This window comes from Rhizomonospora bruguierae, from assembly GCF_018397995.1.
GTDB lineage: Bacteria > Actinomycetota > Actinomycetes > Mycobacteriales > Micromonosporaceae > Rhizomonospora > Rhizomonospora bruguierae.
In genome coordinates this window covers 181,353-196,579 of record NZ_BBQH01000011.1, presented here as the reverse complement: position 1 = coordinate 196,579, position 15,227 = coordinate 181,353, and the positions used below count along the sequence as shown (strand labels likewise).

The 15,227-nt window shown below is 73.7% G+C and carries 15 protein-coding genes; 10 read left to right on the top strand and 5 right to left on the bottom strand.

Going from position 1 to position 15,227, the window contains the following annotated elements; translation table 11 throughout:
* Positions 1–400: 400 nt before the first annotated feature.
* Positions 401–1,594 (bottom strand): PucR family transcriptional regulator, encoded by a 1,194-nt coding sequence (locus KJS59_RS02835; protein WP_213450640.1) that lies wholly within the window; start codon positions 1,592–1,594, stop codon positions 401–403.
* A 242-nt stretch (positions 1,595–1,836) separates the two neighbouring features.
* On the opposite strand from KJS59_RS02835, the gene KJS59_RS02830 reads away from it, so the two are divergent.
* Together KJS59_RS02830 and KJS59_RS02825 are read left to right on the top strand one after the other, a co-directional pair.
* Entirely contained in the window at positions 1,837–2,610 is a 774-nt protein-coding gene (locus tag KJS59_RS02830) for a hypothetical protein (protein WP_213450639.1), read from the top strand.
* Positions 2,611–2,632: 22 nt separating this feature from the next.
* Positions 2,633–3,451 carry a hypothetical protein gene (locus tag KJS59_RS02825; RefSeq protein ID WP_213450638.1) on the top strand — a complete coding sequence of 273 codons (819 nt, stop codon included), beginning with the start codon at positions 2,633–2,635 and terminating at the stop codon, positions 3,449–3,451.
* A 218-nt stretch (positions 3,452–3,669) separates the two neighbouring features.
* Here KJS59_RS02825 and KJS59_RS02820 read toward each other — a convergent pair whose 3' ends face one another.
* On the bottom strand, positions 3,670–4,191 hold the full coding sequence (locus KJS59_RS02820; protein ID WP_213450637.1) for a hypothetical protein: 522 nt from the start codon (positions 4,189–4,191) through the stop codon (positions 3,670–3,672).
* Between the two features lie 60 nt (positions 4,192–4,251).
* On the opposite strand from KJS59_RS02820, the gene KJS59_RS02815 reads away from it, so the two are divergent.
* The 6 genes from KJS59_RS02815 (at position 4,252) to KJS59_RS02790 (ending at position 9,573) form a co-directional block, all read left to right on the top strand.
* A complete protein-coding gene (locus KJS59_RS02815; protein ID WP_213450636.1) occupies positions 4,252–4,863 on the top strand; it encodes an ArsR/SmtB family transcription factor in 612 nt (203 codons plus the stop codon).
* A 1-nt stretch (position 4,864) separates the two neighbouring features.
* Positions 4,865–5,611 carry an SRPBCC family protein gene (locus KJS59_RS02810; RefSeq protein ID WP_213450635.1) on the top strand — a complete coding sequence of 249 codons (747 nt, stop codon included), beginning with the start codon at positions 4,865–4,867 and terminating at the stop codon, positions 5,609–5,611.
* A 24-nt stretch (positions 5,612–5,635) separates the two neighbouring features.
* Positions 5,636–6,172 carry a dihydrofolate reductase family protein gene (locus KJS59_RS02805; RefSeq protein ID WP_213450634.1) on the top strand — a complete coding sequence of 179 codons (537 nt, stop codon included), beginning with the start codon at positions 5,636–5,638 and terminating at the stop codon, positions 6,170–6,172.
* Positions 6,173–6,448: 276 nt separating this feature from the next.
* The gene (locus tag KJS59_RS02800; protein WP_213450633.1) at positions 6,449–7,156 is read left to right on the top strand and encodes a response regulator transcription factor; all 708 of its coding nucleotides are present in this window, start codon (positions 6,449–6,451) and stop codon (positions 7,154–7,156) included.
* The gene (locus KJS59_RS02795) at positions 7,156–8,598 is read left to right on the top strand and encodes a sensor histidine kinase (protein ID WP_213450632.1); all 1,443 of its coding nucleotides are present in this window, start codon (positions 7,156–7,158) and stop codon (positions 8,596–8,598) included. The genes KJS59_RS02800 and KJS59_RS02795 overlap by 1 nt, the downstream gene beginning before the upstream one ends.
* Before the next feature lie 171 nt (positions 8,599–8,769).
* Positions 8,770–9,573, top strand: coding sequence for an NAD(P)-dependent oxidoreductase (locus tag KJS59_RS02790; RefSeq protein ID WP_213450631.1), 804 nt, complete (start codon positions 8,770–8,772; stop codon positions 9,571–9,573).
* Positions 9,574–9,805: 232 nt separating this feature from the next.
* Here KJS59_RS02790 and KJS59_RS02785 read toward each other — a convergent pair whose 3' ends face one another.
* Positions 9,806–10,963, bottom strand: a complete 1,158-nt coding sequence (locus tag KJS59_RS02785; protein ID WP_213450630.1) for a cellulose binding domain-containing protein — start codon at positions 10,961–10,963, stop codon at positions 9,806–9,808.
* A gap of 119 nt (positions 10,964–11,082) precedes the next feature.
* On the opposite strand from KJS59_RS02785, the gene KJS59_RS02780 reads away from it, so the two are divergent.
* Both KJS59_RS02780 and KJS59_RS02775 read left to right on the top strand, forming a co-directional pair.
* Positions 11,083–11,553 carry a helix-turn-helix domain-containing protein gene (locus KJS59_RS02780; protein ID WP_249713816.1) on the top strand — a complete coding sequence of 157 codons (471 nt, stop codon included), beginning with the start codon at positions 11,083–11,085 and terminating at the stop codon, positions 11,551–11,553.
* On the top strand, positions 11,546–11,944 hold the full coding sequence (locus tag KJS59_RS02775; protein WP_213450629.1) for a DUF4180 domain-containing protein: 399 nt from the start codon (positions 11,546–11,548) through the stop codon (positions 11,942–11,944). The genes KJS59_RS02780 and KJS59_RS02775 overlap by 8 nt, the downstream gene beginning before the upstream one ends.
* A 246-nt stretch (positions 11,945–12,190) precedes the next feature.
* Here KJS59_RS02775 and KJS59_RS02770 read toward each other — a convergent pair whose 3' ends face one another.
* The gene (locus tag KJS59_RS02770) at positions 12,191–13,969 is read right to left on the bottom strand and encodes an alkaline phosphatase family protein (RefSeq protein ID WP_249713815.1); all 1,779 of its coding nucleotides are present in this window, start codon (positions 13,967–13,969) and stop codon (positions 12,191–12,193) included.
* 207 nt (positions 13,970–14,176) lie between these two features.
* A complete protein-coding gene (locus KJS59_RS32095) occupies positions 14,177–15,211 on the bottom strand; it encodes an ABC transporter permease (RefSeq protein WP_376771114.1) in 1,035 nt (344 codons plus the stop codon).
* Positions 15,212–15,227: the final 16 nt, after the last annotated feature.

Below are 15,227 nucleotides of genomic sequence, written 5' to 3'. Positions count from 1 at the left end.
GTCCACCGCGACGACGGGGACTACCCGGGCCCGGCTGGGGCTGTTCATGGTCGTCACGGTGTTCCTGAGCGGCGTCGCCGGCGCGGTGGATGGGGAACGGGATACCGCCGCCGGTCGTGTGGTCACCGTGCGGGCCAGGCCCGTGGACGCGGCGGGTCATCGAGGTGGCGACCCCGCCGCCCGGCGCGGCGTGGCCGCAGCCGGCCAGCGGCAGCGGCCCGGCCAGCGCCAGCGCAGCGGCCCGGCCAGGAACCTCCGCTGGGTGTCGGCTACGGGGATGCGACGGTCGATGCGGTGGCCAGCACGGGCAGCAGATGCCGGACGCGGGCGTCGATGTCGGATGCCGCGAGATCGATCAAGCCGACTTGATCGATCTCGCGATCGGTGCGGTCACTCCCGGCTACCGAACTTCCTGGCGTGACTCCCGGGCGAGCGCGCGGGCGATGCCGGCGCCGAGTAGGCGGACGCCGCGGGTCGTCGCGGGGTGGAAGCCGGCGAGGTCCTGGGCGCGCCGGATGCGGTAGTCGAGGGTGCGCGGGTGGATGTTCAGGGCCGCCGCGGTGCGCAGGCGGCTCATGTCGTTGCGGTAGTAGACGGCCAGGGTGCCGATCAGATCCGGGCCGGTGGCGAGCCGCCGCACCAGGTCGTCCAGCCAACCATCCACTTCGGGCAGTTGTGCAACGGCGAGTTCGACGAACACGTCGGCCAGCGTGTGCAGGTGGTCCGGCCTGGCCTGGACGGGCGCCGCCCGGCTCACCCGGCGGGCCAGGTCGACGCTCCCGGCGAGGTGACCGGCCCGCCCGGCGGCCGCCCCGACCGAGCAGGGCCGGCCCAGGGCGTCGGCGAGGTTGCGGACCACGGACAGGGCCAGCGCCTGCTCCGCCGCCCCGATCGGCGCGGTCGCCTGCGCCGTGGGCGTCAGTACCACGAACTCGGCGGGTTCGCGCCACATCATCGGGACCCGGTTGGCGTGCAGTAGCGCCTCCACCGTCGCCGCGCGTACCCGTCCCGGGTACCCGCCGGTGTCGCCGTGGATGGTGACCACGGTGACCAGGCGGTGGCCGGCGTCCATGGCCAGGTCCCGGGCCAGGTCGGCGGCGGCGTCGTCGTCGCGGGCCAGCATGAGGGCCAGGCGCTGGACCCGGGACGCGAACGGGGCGGCGCGGCGCTGCCCGGCCAGGAACCCGCGCGTGTAGGCGTCCTGCGCGGTGATGCCCTGCGGGCCCAGCCAGCGCAGCATGCGCATCACCTCGTCGATGTCGTCCGGGCCGGCCGCCTCGTGGATCTCCTGGAGGGTCAGGGTCGAGTGCAGCATGAGGACCTGGCGCTGCGCGGCGGCCGAGACCCGCCGCTCGCCGCGCTCCTCGCCGACCGATTCCATGTAGCGCAGGTCGTCGTCGGTGAACGGTTGCCCGGCCGCGGCGAGGGCGACCGTGCGGCGCCGCAGGGTCACCGCGAAGTCGAGCATGGCGGCCGGCCCACCGCCGGTCACGTCCAGGGCGCGGTAGTCGGCCAGTTCGCGCCGGTACACCTCCACCGCGCGCCGGGCGTTCGCGTCGACTCGCCTGCCAAGCTGCTGGAACAGGTCTCCCACGGGCACCCGCCCTTCGGTCCGGCCGTCGCGCCTGAGCCCGTAGCCTAACGTCGATATTCGTGGTCCCGGCGCGGGCTTATTTACAGGGCTCGTGACTTGTCACAAGAGGGGCGCCCCGGCCTTGTCACGACGAACGGAGACAGCGCCGGCCGGCGCTGTCACGCTATTCGCGTTCGACGATGTGCGGGCCGCCCCGCCCCGTTGGCGGACGCCGGCGGACCCGCCGGCGAAGGGGGACCAGCATGAGGGTAAGACCGTTACGCGGCCTCGCCGCCTGCGCCCTGGCGCTGTCGGTGGCGCTGCTCGGCGCGCCGGCGCCGGCACGCGCCGACGACGGGACCGTGTCGGTCCAGAAGGTGGGCGACACGGTGCTGCGCCTGCTGCGGCTGTACAGCGATGGCGGGCTCTCGCCCGACGAGATCGCCGAACTGGTGAGCCAGGTCATCGGTGCGGTCCGGGGCGCCCAATCCGAGGTGATCACGCACATGGACGCCATCGCCGCGGCGCCGTGGCTCGGCGCGGCGCGGCACCACATCCTCGAGTTCCAGGACATCGAGGTGTTCGAGAACCCGGCGCTGTGGAACTGGACGCAGGCCGTCAGCGGGGACGCCGACACCGCGTTCAGCGTGTTCGAAGCGGTCTCGGACCGAAAGACCGCCAACAACCTCGGCTACGCCATCCACACGCTGTACCCGATCGCGCTGACCGCGCGCACCAAGGCCGGCTTCGGCACCACCCAGATGAAGGAGAACTACCGGCAGGCGTTGACCGCCATCGTGAACAAGCTGATGCCGGTGTGCACCTCCTCGCCCGGCGAGCTGGACTCCCACCCGCTGATCTACCAGGTGGTCCACGACTGCCGCACGCCCGACGGTCGGCGGGTCATTCTCCAGGACTACAAGGTCGGCGGCGATTGGGTGGAGGGGCCCTACACGGCGGAATCGCTTCTCGACGAGGCCGGCAAGAACACCAGCTGGGCGGTGGCCAAGGCCGTCCTGCAAACGATGGCGCAGTAGGAGGGCGACCATGTTGGCGACCATGAGGAAGCGACTCGCGGCGGGCGTCTCCGCCGCCGTGCTGGCCACCGCGGCGCTGGTGCCGACCGGGGCCAAGCCGGCCCGGGCGATCGACCCGGGCACGGTGATCACGATCATCCAGTTCGCCTCCGCCGCGTACTCGTACTTCCAGGGTTCACAGCGCGGCGGCCTGACCCTGGAGCAGGCGACCAGCCAGATGCTCAGCGCGGTGAACGCCTCCCGAGACGCGATCAACGCGCACGCGGACGCGCTGGCCGTGGCCGAGGCGACCGGCTGCGTCCGGCACCACGTGCTGGAGTTCGCCGACCTCGAGGAGTTCCCGCTCGCCCTCAAGCAGATGTGGGCGCAGGACGTGACCGCCTGCGTCACCCTGATCGACGCCCTGTGGGGCGCGGTCGGGGAGACGAACGCGCTGGCCAGGAACGAACTCGGGATCCTACTCGGCGCGATCGGTCCGATCGCGCTGATCGCCCGGGCGCAGGCCCGGTTCAGCACCACGGACCTGACCGCGCTGCTCGTCGCCGCGTTCAAACGGGCCCGCACGCACTTCACGCCGTACTGCTACGGCGTCTTCTACGGCGTCAACGAGGAGTTCTGGATGTACCACCCGGAGCCGGTCTGGCTGGACGGCGGCTACTTCTGCCAGGGCGGCTACGACGTCCCCACCCGCACCACGCTCGGCTCGGCCTCGGCCAGCGGCATCGGCCTGTTCCAGGGCGGCATGCTCGTCCAGTACGACTTCAGCCCGCTGATCGCGGCGTCCTCGAGGCAGACGGCGCACGGGGTGGCGGTCGCCGCCCTGGCCCAACTGGAGCCGTAGCCGCGGCTACGGCTGTGTCACGTCGGGTGCGGGCGGTTCGGTAACCCCTCGGCGGGCGCGGGTGGTGCCGCCCATGGGCGGCACCGCGGTCGATGAAGCGGAGGTCGGGCCGGCCCGGGCCCGGCCTACCGCGACCCGTCGTCGCCGTGCGGGTCTCGGTCAGCGGCGAGGCTGCTCCGGCGGCAGTGGTCCTCCGGCGAGACAGCGAGCCCGGGGGACTACTGCCCGTCGGGCGGGCGGCGGTAGACGGAGACGTGGGACGGCGACTCGGTGGTGAACGGCGTGCCCGCCCAGTCCGCGTGCCTGGACTCCAGGTCGAGGCCGGCGAGCCGGGCCATGAGGTCCAGTTCGGCGGGCCAGGCGTAGCGGTGCGGGCCGCGGAACACCCGCGCCGCGCGGCCCTCGCCGAACCGGAAGTGGTTCGAGACGAGGTGCTGGCGCACGACGTCGTAGGTGTCCACGCCCAGGTACCCCGGTTCGGACCAAAAGACCAGGGCGTCCTGCCCGGGTGGCACGCGGCGTAGCTGCGGTACCTCCAGTTCGATGACGAACCGGCCGCCGGGCGCCAGGTGCCGCGCCGCGTTGCGGAAGCAGGCAACCTGCTCGTCCTGGCCGAGCAGGTTGGAGATCGTGTTGTAGACGAGGTAGCGAGCGGGTACCTGCCCGGCGCGGTCGCGGTGCGCGGCCGATCCCGCACCCTGTCCACCGACTTTCCCGGGGCACGCCCCTCCCTGGCGCACGGCCGATCCGACAAGAGATTCTGTCTTGACAACAAAAGTTGTCGGTGACAGGCTATCCGCATGTTCGACGTGGCGGTGATCGAGGACCCGGCCGTGGCCGCGGTCTCGCTGGAGCCGACGCGGGCCCGGCTGCTGGCCCAGCTCGCCGAGCCGGCGTCCGCGTCGGCGCTGGCCGAGCGGGTCGGGCTGGCCCGGCAGAAGGTGAACTACCACCTGCGCGAGCTGGAGCGGCACGGCCTGGTGGAGCTGGTCGAGGAGCGCCGCAAGGGCAACATGACCGAGCGGGTGCTGCGGGCCACCGCGGCCTCGTACGTGATCTCCCCGGTCGCGCTGGCGGCGGTGGCACCGGACCCCGGTCGCGCCCCCGACCGGCTGTCGGCGCGCTGGCTGCTCGCCCTGGCCGCCCGGCTGGTGCGCGACGTCGGCACGCTCATCACCGGCGCGGCGCGGGCCAACCGGCCGGTGGCGACGTTCGCGATGGCGGGCGAGGTGCGCTTCGCCTCGGCCGCCGACCGGGCCGCCTTCGCCGACGAATTGGCCCGCACGGTCAGCACGCTGGTCAGCCGCTACCACGACGAAAATGCCGCCGGGGGGCGCACGCACCGGGTCGTCGTCGCGATCCATCCCGCGGTGCCCACCCGCGCGCCCGAGCCCGAGACGAGGGAGCCCTGAGATGGGTCACGCATGGGAGCAGCACGACGAGGTCGAGGTCGACGCGACGCCGGAACAGGTGTGGCAGGCGATCGCCACCGGCCCCGGGTACGACTCCTGGTTCATGGGGCGCACCGAGGTCGAGTCGGGCGAGGGCGGCGCCGTCCGCACCGACATGGGTGGCTACGTGATGGAGTCCACGATCACCGCGTGGGATCCGCCGCGGCGGTTCGCCTACCGCGAGAACGAAGGCCCGGACGGGCGCTTCGTCGCGTTCGAGTTCCTCGTCGAGGGGCGCGAGCGGGGCAGCACGGTGCTGCGCATGGTGAGCAACGGCTTCCTGCCCGGGGACGACTGGGAGGCCGAGTACGACGCGATGCGCAAGGGCGGGGCGATGTACTTCGCCACGCTCGTCGCGTACCTCACCCACTTCGCCGGCCGGACCGCGACGCCGGTCACCGCCGCCGGCCCGACGGTGCCGGACCTCGGCGCGGTGTTCGGCCGGCTCCCGGCCGCCCTCGGCCTGGCCGCCGCGCCGGCCACCGGCGACCGGGTGCGCGTTGCCGGTGGGGGCGTGCCACCGATCGACGGGGTCGTGGACTTCGTCAGCCCGGACGCGATCGGGGTGCGCACGCCGGACGCGCTCTACCGCTTCATCCGCGGCTTCTTCGGCCAGGTGGTGGTCACGCACCACCTGTTCGTCGAGGGCGTGGACCGCGCGGAGACCGAGCGGGCGTGGCGGGCCTGGCTGGCCCACCTGTCCGCCTGAGAAAAAACACGGAGGGAACCAGAAATGCGAAAGATCGTCAGTGGCCTGTTCATCTCGCTCGACGGCGTGGTCGAGGCCCCCAACACGTGGCACTTCCCGTATTTCGACGAGGAGATGGGCGGCGCCGTGCAGGCCATGACGGCCGGCGGCGACGCGATGCTCTTCGGCCGCCGCACCTACGAGGAGATGGCCGCCTACTGGCCCACCTCCACGGACGACTTCGCCGAGTACATGAACGGCAGCCCCAAGTACGTCGTCTCCAACACCCTGACCTCCGTCGACTGGCAGAACTCCACGCTGGTCAGCGGGGACGCGATGAAGGAACTGGCCCGCCTCAAGGAGGAGCCGGGCGGAAACATCAGCATGACCGGCAGCGGCACGCTCGTCCGTGGCCTGCTGCGCGAGGGCCTGCTGGACGAGCTGCACCTGCTGGTACACCCGATCCTGGTCGGCAGCGGCAGGCGGCTGTTCGACGACGGCCCGCAGGTGCCGCTGCGCCTGGCCGACTCGCAGACGTTCGGCTCCGGGGTGCTGCACCTGACGTACGAGCGGGCGGCGTAACCCGCCGAGGTGGTGCTACTGGGAGCCGGCCGGGCGCCGGCTCCCAGTACGTTTCGCGGAAACGGGGTGACCGCTGGGCGCCCGGCCGGTGAGAATGCCGCCCATGCCGCAGGCCGTTCCGCACACCCGCCGCATCCGGGCAGTTCTTGTCGATGGCCGCCCCCGGTGCTGCGCGGGTCGGTCGATCCCCGGGGCATAACGGTGGGCGGTCGCGCCCTTCGCCGGGTTCAATGGCCTGCGTCCCCGCTCGCGGGACAAGCCCGACCTGGAGGGACGATGCGGATCCTCGTGGTGGACGACGACGCGGCGGTGCGCGACTCACTCGCGCGGTCGCTGCGTTTCGAGGGGTACGAGGTGGCGATCGCGCCGGACGGGCAGGTCGCCCTCGACGCCATCGCCGGGCGCGAACCCGACGCGGTGATCCTGGACGTGAGCATGCCCCGGCTGGACGGGCTCCAGGCGTGCCGGCGACTGCGCGCCGAGGGATGCCTGCTGCCGGTGCTGATGCTCACCGCCCGGGACAGCGTCGGCGACCGGGTCGCCGGGCTGGACGCGGGTGCCGACGACTACCTGGTCAAGCCGTTCGCGATGCAGGAGTTGCTGGCCCGGCTGCGCGCCCTGCTGCGGCGCACACTGCTGGCGACGCCCGGCGGGGAGTCGCGCCCGGGGGCCGGCGGCAAGGTGCTCGCCTTCGCCGACCTGCGGCTGGATCCCGGCACCCGGGAGGTGTGGCGGGGCGAGCGCCCGGTGCGCCTGACCCGTACCGAGTTCTCGATCCTCGAGGTGTTCCTGCGCCACCCGCGGCAGGTGCTGACCCGCGCCGCCCTGTTCGAGCAGGTGTGGGGGTACGACTTCGGGGAGACCTCGAACAGCGTGCACGTCTACCTCGGGTACCTGCGCCGGAAGCTGGAGGCCGAGGGCGAGCCGCGCCTGCTGCACACCGTGCGCGGCGTCGGGTTCGTGCTGCGCGAGGAGCCGCTCTGATGGCGCCCCCGGTGGCCCTGTGGCGCCGGCTGGACCGGTGGTGGCGCCGGCGCACCCTGCGCGACCGGCTGGCACTGCTGGTGACCGGCGCGGTCGCGGTGGCGGTGCTGGGCCTGGCCGGGGTGGCCTGGGGCGCGGTGAGCATCATCCTGCACCGCCAGGTGGAGTCGGAACTCACCGCGGACGGGCGCACCATCGCCGCCGAGCCCGAACAGTGGCGCGCCGCGCCGGGCCGGCCGGGAAAGTCGGGCCAGCGGGAGAACCGCCGGCGGCTGCACCGCGAGCTCGGGTCCCGCTGGCAGATCCTGGCCCGGGACGGCGCCGTCACCAGCGCCGTCGCCGCCGAGCCGCTGCCGGTTACCGACGGCGCACGGCGGGTCGCCGCCGGCCGGGCCGACCGGTTCGAGGAACGGGTCCGCATCGACGACGATACGTACCGAATGCTGACCCTCCCGGCCCGCGGCGGCGGCGCGGTCCAGGTGGCCGTGAGCGAGGAGCCCACCACCACGTTCCTGACCGCCTTCGCCGTGCTGCTGGCCGCCGGGTGCGCCGTGGGCATCGCGACCGCCGCGCTGCTCGGCCGGATGGTCGCCCGCGCCGGGCTGGCCCCCGTGCAGCACCTGACCGAGGCGGTGGAGGGCGTCGCGGCCACCATGGACCTCACCCGGCCGGTCCCGGTCAGCGGCGAGGACGAGATCGCCCGCCTGGCCCGGTCGGTGAACACGCTGCTCGTCGCCATCGACTCCGCCCGCCGCGCCCAGCGCACGCTGGTCGAGGACGCCAGCCACGAGCTGCGCACCCCGCTGACCAGCATCCGCACCAACATCGAGCTGCTGCTGACCATCGAGCGGCAGCCCGAACTGGCCCACCGCCTGCCGCCGGAGGAGCGGGCGAAGCTGCTGCGCGACCTCGACGCGCAACTGGTCGAGCTGACCACGCTGACCAGCGAACTGGTCGAGCTGGCCCGCGAGGAGGCCACCCGGGAGACCCCGGAACGGGTGGACCTCGCCGACGTGGTCGAGGCGGCGGTCGCCCGGGTCCGCATCCGCGCGCCCGCCGTCACCGTCGCCACCGACCTGCGCCCGGTCGCGGTGCACGGCCGCCCCGGCGAGCTGGAGCGGATGGTGCTCAACGTGCTCGACAACGCGGCCAAGTGGAGCCCGGCCGGTGCCACCGTGCGGACCACCCTGCGCCGCGAGAACGCCGGCCACGCCGTCCTGACCGTGGCCGACACCGGCCCCGGCATCGACCCCGTGGACCTGCCGCACGTCTTCGAACGCTTCTACCGCGCCACCGCCGCCCGGGGTACGCCGGGCTCGGGTCTCGGCCTGGCGATCGTCGCGCAGACCGCCGGCCAGCACGGCGGCACGGTCACCGCGGGCCCGAACGCGCCGCACGGAACCATCGTCACGATCCGCCTGCCCGCGTTACCCGTCACCTGACGATGATTCCCCTCCCGCGCGGCGCTTGGCGGGGGCAGCCCGGGGCGAGATCTTGGTACGACACGCCGCATTTCTGGCCAGATCGAAAGCAGCGGGGTGGCCCCTTGCCTCGGGGCGCGCGGCGGGACAGGCTGGTGATTGTCAACGATGTTGTCGACTAGAGGGGGCGGCATGGCCGACGCGGGCCGGGTGTGCGTGGCCGTCCTGGGCCTGGGTGAGGCGGGCGGCGAGATCGCGCGGGACCTGGTCCGGGCCGGTGCCGAGGTGCGGGGGTACGACCCGGCCGTCGGGGCGCCGGAAGGCGTCACCGGATGCCGCGACGAGAGCGACGCGGTGACCGGCGCGTGCGTGGTGCTGAGCGTGAACAGCGCCGCCGACGCGCTCACCGCCGCCCGGCGCGGCGCGCCCGCGTTCGCCCCGGGCGCGGTCTGGGCCGACCTGAACACCGGGAGCGCCGGACTGAAGCGCGCCCTGGCCGGCGAGCTGGCGCGGACCCCCGGGCTGTTCGCCGACGTCGCCCTGATGTCGCCGGTGCCGGGCCGGGGGCTGCGCACCCCCATGCTGGCCAGCGGCGCCGGCGCGGAGGCGTACCGGGCGGTCATGGTGCCGCTCGGCGCGGCGGTGGAGGTGCTGCCCGGCGAGCCGGGCGACGCCGCCACCCGCAAGCTGCTGCGCAGCGTCTTCTTCAAGGGGCTGGCCGCGGCCGTGGTGGAGGCGCTGGCCGCGGCGCGGGCGGCCGGGTGCGAGGACTGGCTGCGTGCGAACATCGCCGACGAGCTGACCCGCGCCGCGCCGCAGACCGTGGACCGGCTGGAGCGCGGCTCCCGCCGGCACGCCGCACGGCGGGTCCACGAGATGGCCGCGGCCGTCGAGTTGCTGGGCGAGCTGGGTGTGCCGGCGCGGGTCGCGGCGGCCAGCCGGGATCTGCTTGCCGAACTGGCGGCCGGGCCGCCGGGTCACACCGATGCGGGCTGACGGACCGCGTACACCGCGCTGACGGCCGGCGTCACCGGCCGCCAGCGCGGCAGTGGACTTTCGGAAGGGCATGGTCGGCCGCGCGGACCCGGACGACGACCGGCGGCGTTGCCGGATCACCCGGTCTGCGGCTGCCTTGGCCGTGAGCGCCTCGGCGCCAAGGGCGACCGGGAGACAAACACCGCCTGCGCCCTGCCGGGATCGCCGCCCGGGCCTCGTGACCGACCACTCGCTATCCGATAGTGCAGGGCAGCCCGTTCAGCGAGAAGCCGGCCGGCGCGGCGTTGCTGGCCGTCCACTGCCCCTGGATGCCGAACGTCACGCTGCCGTCGGGCGCGATCCGGTTGTTCCATCCCAGGTTCCGCGCCGTGACGTCGGTGCCGGACTGGGTGACCGCGGCGCTCCAGTACGAGGTGACCCGCTGGTCGCCCGGGAAGCTGAAGGCCAGCGTCCAGCCGTCGATCGCGGTCCGGCCCGTGTTCGCGACCGTCACCGAGGTGACGAACCCGCCCGTCCACTCGGACTGCGTGTGGTACGTGACCCGGCAGGTGGGCGGCGGGAGGGTCGGCGTCACCGTCGGTGTGGCAGTCGGGTTGGTGGTCTCGACCGGGACCATGTTGGACGATGCTGACAGGTTGCCCGCCGCGTCCCGGGCGCGCACATAGAAGATGTTGCGGTACGCCGAGGAGGACAGCGCGGCCGGGTAGGTGGTAGACGACACGGTGGCCAGCAGCGTCGAGAGATACAACCCGTCGAACCGATACACGTCGTACCCCACCACGCCCACGTTGTCCGTGGCCGGCGACCAGGTCAGCACGACGCTGGTGGCGGTGACGCCCGAGGCGGCCAGGTTCGCCGGCGCGGTCGGCGGTGTGGTGTCCGGCCCGGTGTCGGTGGCCGGGGTGACGACCGAGATCGGGGTGCCCAGCGACTGGTGGCCCAGGCCGTCCCGGGCGCGCACCGAGAAGTGGTACTGGCCGGTGGCCCGGATGCCGGTGGTGATGGTCGCCGTGGTGACGTTGCCGAGGCGCACGCTCCACGCGATGTCGTTGAAGGACTCGGTGTAGGTGATGTCGTACCCCTCGATGGCGCAGCAGCCCGGGGTCGAGGCCGTCCAGGACAGCGTGACGGAGGTGGTCCGGACGCTCGTGGCGACCAGGTTGGTCGGGGCCGACGGCGGGAACGGCGAGGTGTTCGGCGTCGTGGGCGGGGGTGTGGGGGGCGGCGGCGCGACGGTCGCCGCGACCGGCAGCGGGGCCGGTGTGCTTCCGGCGCTCGCGCCGGGCACGGCGGCCAGGCCGATCGCGATCATCGCGGCCGGCAGGGTGAAGGTGGCCAGCAGCGCCGGCCAGAGACGACGGGGCGAGGATGCGGAGCGGGCACCAGACATCCCTCGACAGTGCGGCAAGGCATCGATATCCGTCAAGCTTCATCGGTCAGGTGGGCGGCGGGGCCGGATGGTGGCCCTATCTGCTGCATCCATCCCTCGATAGGGTAGGTTAGGGAGCGATGAGGAACGAGATGTACTCGGTCGAGCAGGTCGCCGAGCGGCTGGGGCTACACGTGCGCACGGTGCGTGGCTACATCCGGTCCGGGCGGCTGCGCGCGGTGCGGATCGGTAAGCAGTACCGGATCGCCCACGCCGACCTGGCCGCGCTGACCGGGCAGTCGGCGCCGGCGGCGGGCGGCTCGCCGGCAGCGGTGGAGGTGTCGAGCATCGTGCAGATCGGCGGCGTCGGCCCGACCGCCGCCGACCGGTTGGGCACGTTCATCCACGCCGCCGCGAACACCGGTGCCGGCGCGGGCCAGCCGCCGCCGCGCGTCCAGACCATCTACGAGGAGGAACGGAACCGGATGAGAATCGTGATCCTGGGCGGCCCCGCCGCGAGCGCCGAGCTACTCCGCATGATCGACTCGGTCGTCGACGCGATCCTGGACCGCGGCGACGGGCTGCCCGGCGGGGAGGTCGGCGGTGCCTGACGAGGTGCTCCAGCGGGCCGGGGTGACCGTGCTGGTCTGCGACCCGGCCGGCCCTCCGGTGGCGACCGTGCAGGACGCGCTCGACCTGATCGGCGCGGCGTTCCTCGGCGCCGAGGTGGTGGCCGTGCCGGCGAGCCGGCTGGACGAGGACTTCTTCGACCTCGGCACCCGCTTCGCGGGCGAGGTCATGCAGAAGTTCGTCAACTACCACCTGCGCCTGGCGGTGATCGGCGACATCTCCCGGCACCTGGCCGCGAGTTCCGCCCTGCGCGCCCTGGTCCAGGAGTCGAACTCGGCGGACCACGTGTGGTTCGTCCCCGACCTGGAGGCGCTGGACGAGCGGCTGCACGCCGCCCGGGAGCGCCTCGGGCCGCGCGGCCGGGCGCGGTAGCGGCCGATCAGCGCCGCGCCGATCCGGGCAGTCGCCCAGATGAGGTGCCACGTGGCCAGCTTCCGGTGCATCCTGCGGCACGCGTTCCGCGAGGGTTACCGGAGCGGGCAGCGCGCCTGTACCTTGTGGACCCACTCGCGGACGGGCGCCCTCTCGCTGTACGAGCGGGTAGGCATGAGCGTCCGCCGATCCTCCACCATCCACCGCAAGCCGCTCTCCTGAACCCGCCCCCGCTCCCATCGTGGGTCAGTGGGTGGGGTCCGGGGTGGGGGTGAAGGCGTTGAGGAAGCGGTCGCGGAAGGCGTTCATCGGCCACACCGGCGCGCCCGGGCCGGGTTTCAGGCCCGGTTGCCAGTTCCAGCCGGCGATCCGGTCCAGGACCGCCTGGTCCCGGGTCACGATCGTGATCGGCACGTCGTGGCTGGCGCCGTCGCCGCTGACGATCGGCGAGGGCTGGTGGTCGCCGAGGAAGACCAGCACGATGTTGTCGTCGCCGTACCGCTCGACCCAGCTGACCAGTGTCTCCAGGCAGTACTGGAGCGACCGGCCGTACTCGGTGCGCACCGCCGCCGGGTCCTGCCAGATGACGCTCTTGGGCTGGCCCTCCTCGGCGATCTCGGCGTACCGGGAGCCGTCGCCGAGCGCGTCCCAGTCCAGCGTCCGGGGCAGCGGGGCCCACGGCAGGTGGCTGGAGACCAGGTGGATCTCGGCCATTATCGGCGCGTGCGTCGGGCCGTGCTCCAGGGCCTGGAACCGGCGCAGGGAGAACTGGTCCGGCATGGGTGCCCAACTGAACTTCGGGCCCGCGTACCCGAGGTTGCGCGAGTCGTACACCTTGTCGATGCCGTAGAACCGGCTCTCCGGCCAGGCCCGCACCACGCCGGGCATGACGCCGACGGTCTGCCAGTCCGCCCGCCGGAAGGCCGCGGTGAGGGTCAGCCGGTCGCTGGAGACCAGGGTGCGGTAGCGCTGCTGGTTGTTGATCCACAGTCCGGACAGGAACGTGGAGTGGGCCAGCCAACTGCCGCCGCCGAAGGTGGGCGAGGTGAGGAAGGCGCTGCGGGCGTCGAAGCCCGCGGCGGCCAGGCGGTGGGTGCCGTCGGCCAGCACCGGGTCGACCTGGGCGGCCAGGTGCGGGTCGGTGAACGCGACCCGGCCGTAGCTCTCCACGAAGGTGACCAGCACGTCCTTGCCGCGCAGGGCGGACAGCAACCGGTCGGCCGGGACGTCGCGGAAGTCGTCCCGGTCGGCCTGGGCGGCGAACGCCCGCTGGTCGCGCAGGCCGGCGCTGACCTGGTGGACCCGGTTCTTCAGCAGGCCGGTCGTGGTGCGGGCGGCGACCGGCAGCCCGGGGACGAGTTGGGCGCCGAGCGCGGCGCACGCGATCCAGGCCACGGCGGCCACGCCGGCGCCCCGCGCGGTGGCGGTCTCGTGCCGGACCAGCAGGCGGGTCAGCCGCAGCACCGCCAGCGCCATCCCGGCGAGGACCGCCAGGACCAGCAGCACCAGGCCGACCGCCGCGGCGATCGCGCCCGCCCGGCCGAGCGAGTCGACCAGGAAGCCGTACGCGTCGTCGAACAGGACCCAGTCCAGGACCAGGTCGAACGGGCGGTTGAGGACCTCGTAGAAGCCCATGTCCAGCAGCTTGACCACGGTCAGCAGGCCAAGGCCGGCACCGGCCACCACGGCCGCCACCCGGCGCGGCGCGGGACGCAGGACCAGCAGGACCACGGCGCCGGCGATCGCCTCGACGGGGATGCGCGCGAACGCGCTGGGGTGCAGGCGGCCGAGCCGGTTCGGCAGCAGCAGGGCCGACAGGACGAGCACGGCGGCGGCGCCGGTGACGGTCCAGCGGAGCGCGACGCGAAGCCGACCGGGACCGGCCACCGGCCCCTCGGCGTCGCCCGCCGCGTCGGTCTCCCCGGGCTGCTCGGGCTCCCCGGGCGCCTCAGGCGCCTCGGGGTCGGCGTCGTCGGGCGTCGCGGATTGCTGTTTCGCTTGGCGCAGGCGCGTGATGAGCGACAATCCCCGAACCCTTTCCTCAGGCGATCACGTCAGTGGGCACCCGTGCGCGTGCCGCCGGCACCCGCCCTTGGTACGGCGGCCGGCGGTCGAGGGTTCAGTCCGGATCGTCGCTGTGCGACGACAAACCGGCGCGTTCGGGCCGCTACCGGGACCGCTTCCGGCGCACGGCCCGACCGTCCCCGCCGGCCGGACCGTGCGCCGAGGCCGTCATTCGTTGCGCGCGGTCTCCGGTCCGGTGATCCGGCGCAGGATCGGCAGCGTGGCGGCGATGATCCCGAGGGCGGCGGCGAGCCCGGCGATCGTGATCGCGTAGTAGCCGGCGCCGGGCGCGTGGACGGTGTAGCCCATCTGGGCGCGCAGGAACAGGTGCGCGGCGAAGAACCCGGTGCCGGCCGCGACCACCGCCGCGGTCAGCAGCGGCGCGGCGCTCTCCAGCCCCACCACGCGGCGCAGCACCCCGAGCGGGACCCCGGTCAGCCGCAGCATGCTGAACGGGCGCTTGCGCTCGGTGAGTCCACCCGCGACGCTGACCGCGAGGCTGCACCCGGCGATGGCGAGGCTCGCGAGGATCACCACGTTCGCCAGCTGCTGCCAGCCGATCATCGTGCGCGCGTTGGCGGCCCGCCACTCGGCCTCGGTGAACGACGTGAGGCGCTGCGGGAAGGCCGAACCGACCGCGGTGCGGGCCCGCTCGATCGCGCCCCGGCTGCCGTCGGTGGCCACCACGATGGACATCGCCGGCATCGCTGCGAGTGCCTCGGGGGTCACGTCCGCGGCGGGCCATAGCTCGGTGGCCGTCAGATCGGAGTCCACCCACGCCACGGTGGCGCCGGGCGCGCACCGCCCGAATGCCGGCACCCGGGCGATGTCCGCGCAGAGGGCGAGGTCTAACGGGTGCCACTGCTCGCCGGGCCGCGGCCACATGTCCTCCGGCGACACGTGCACGATCGCCGCGCCCTCGACGCCGTCCACCGCCGCCAAGGCCGCCGGTACCCGGGCGTTGGCCAGCGGCTCCGGCCGGAAGATCATGATGAGGTTGCCCCCGGCGTCGCCCTTCGGCGGCGCCCCCCGCTCGGCCACGATCGTGCCGATCACGCCGACCGCGACGCTGGCCACGAACAGGGCGAGGACCAGGCCGCTGATCGACCGGAAGCCGGCCTGCGGGTTGTCGGCCAGGCGCCGGGCCGCGATCAGCGTGGCGGGGCGGCGGGTGCGCCGCGCCAGCAGCCGGGAGCCGACCATGGTGAGCCAGGGACCG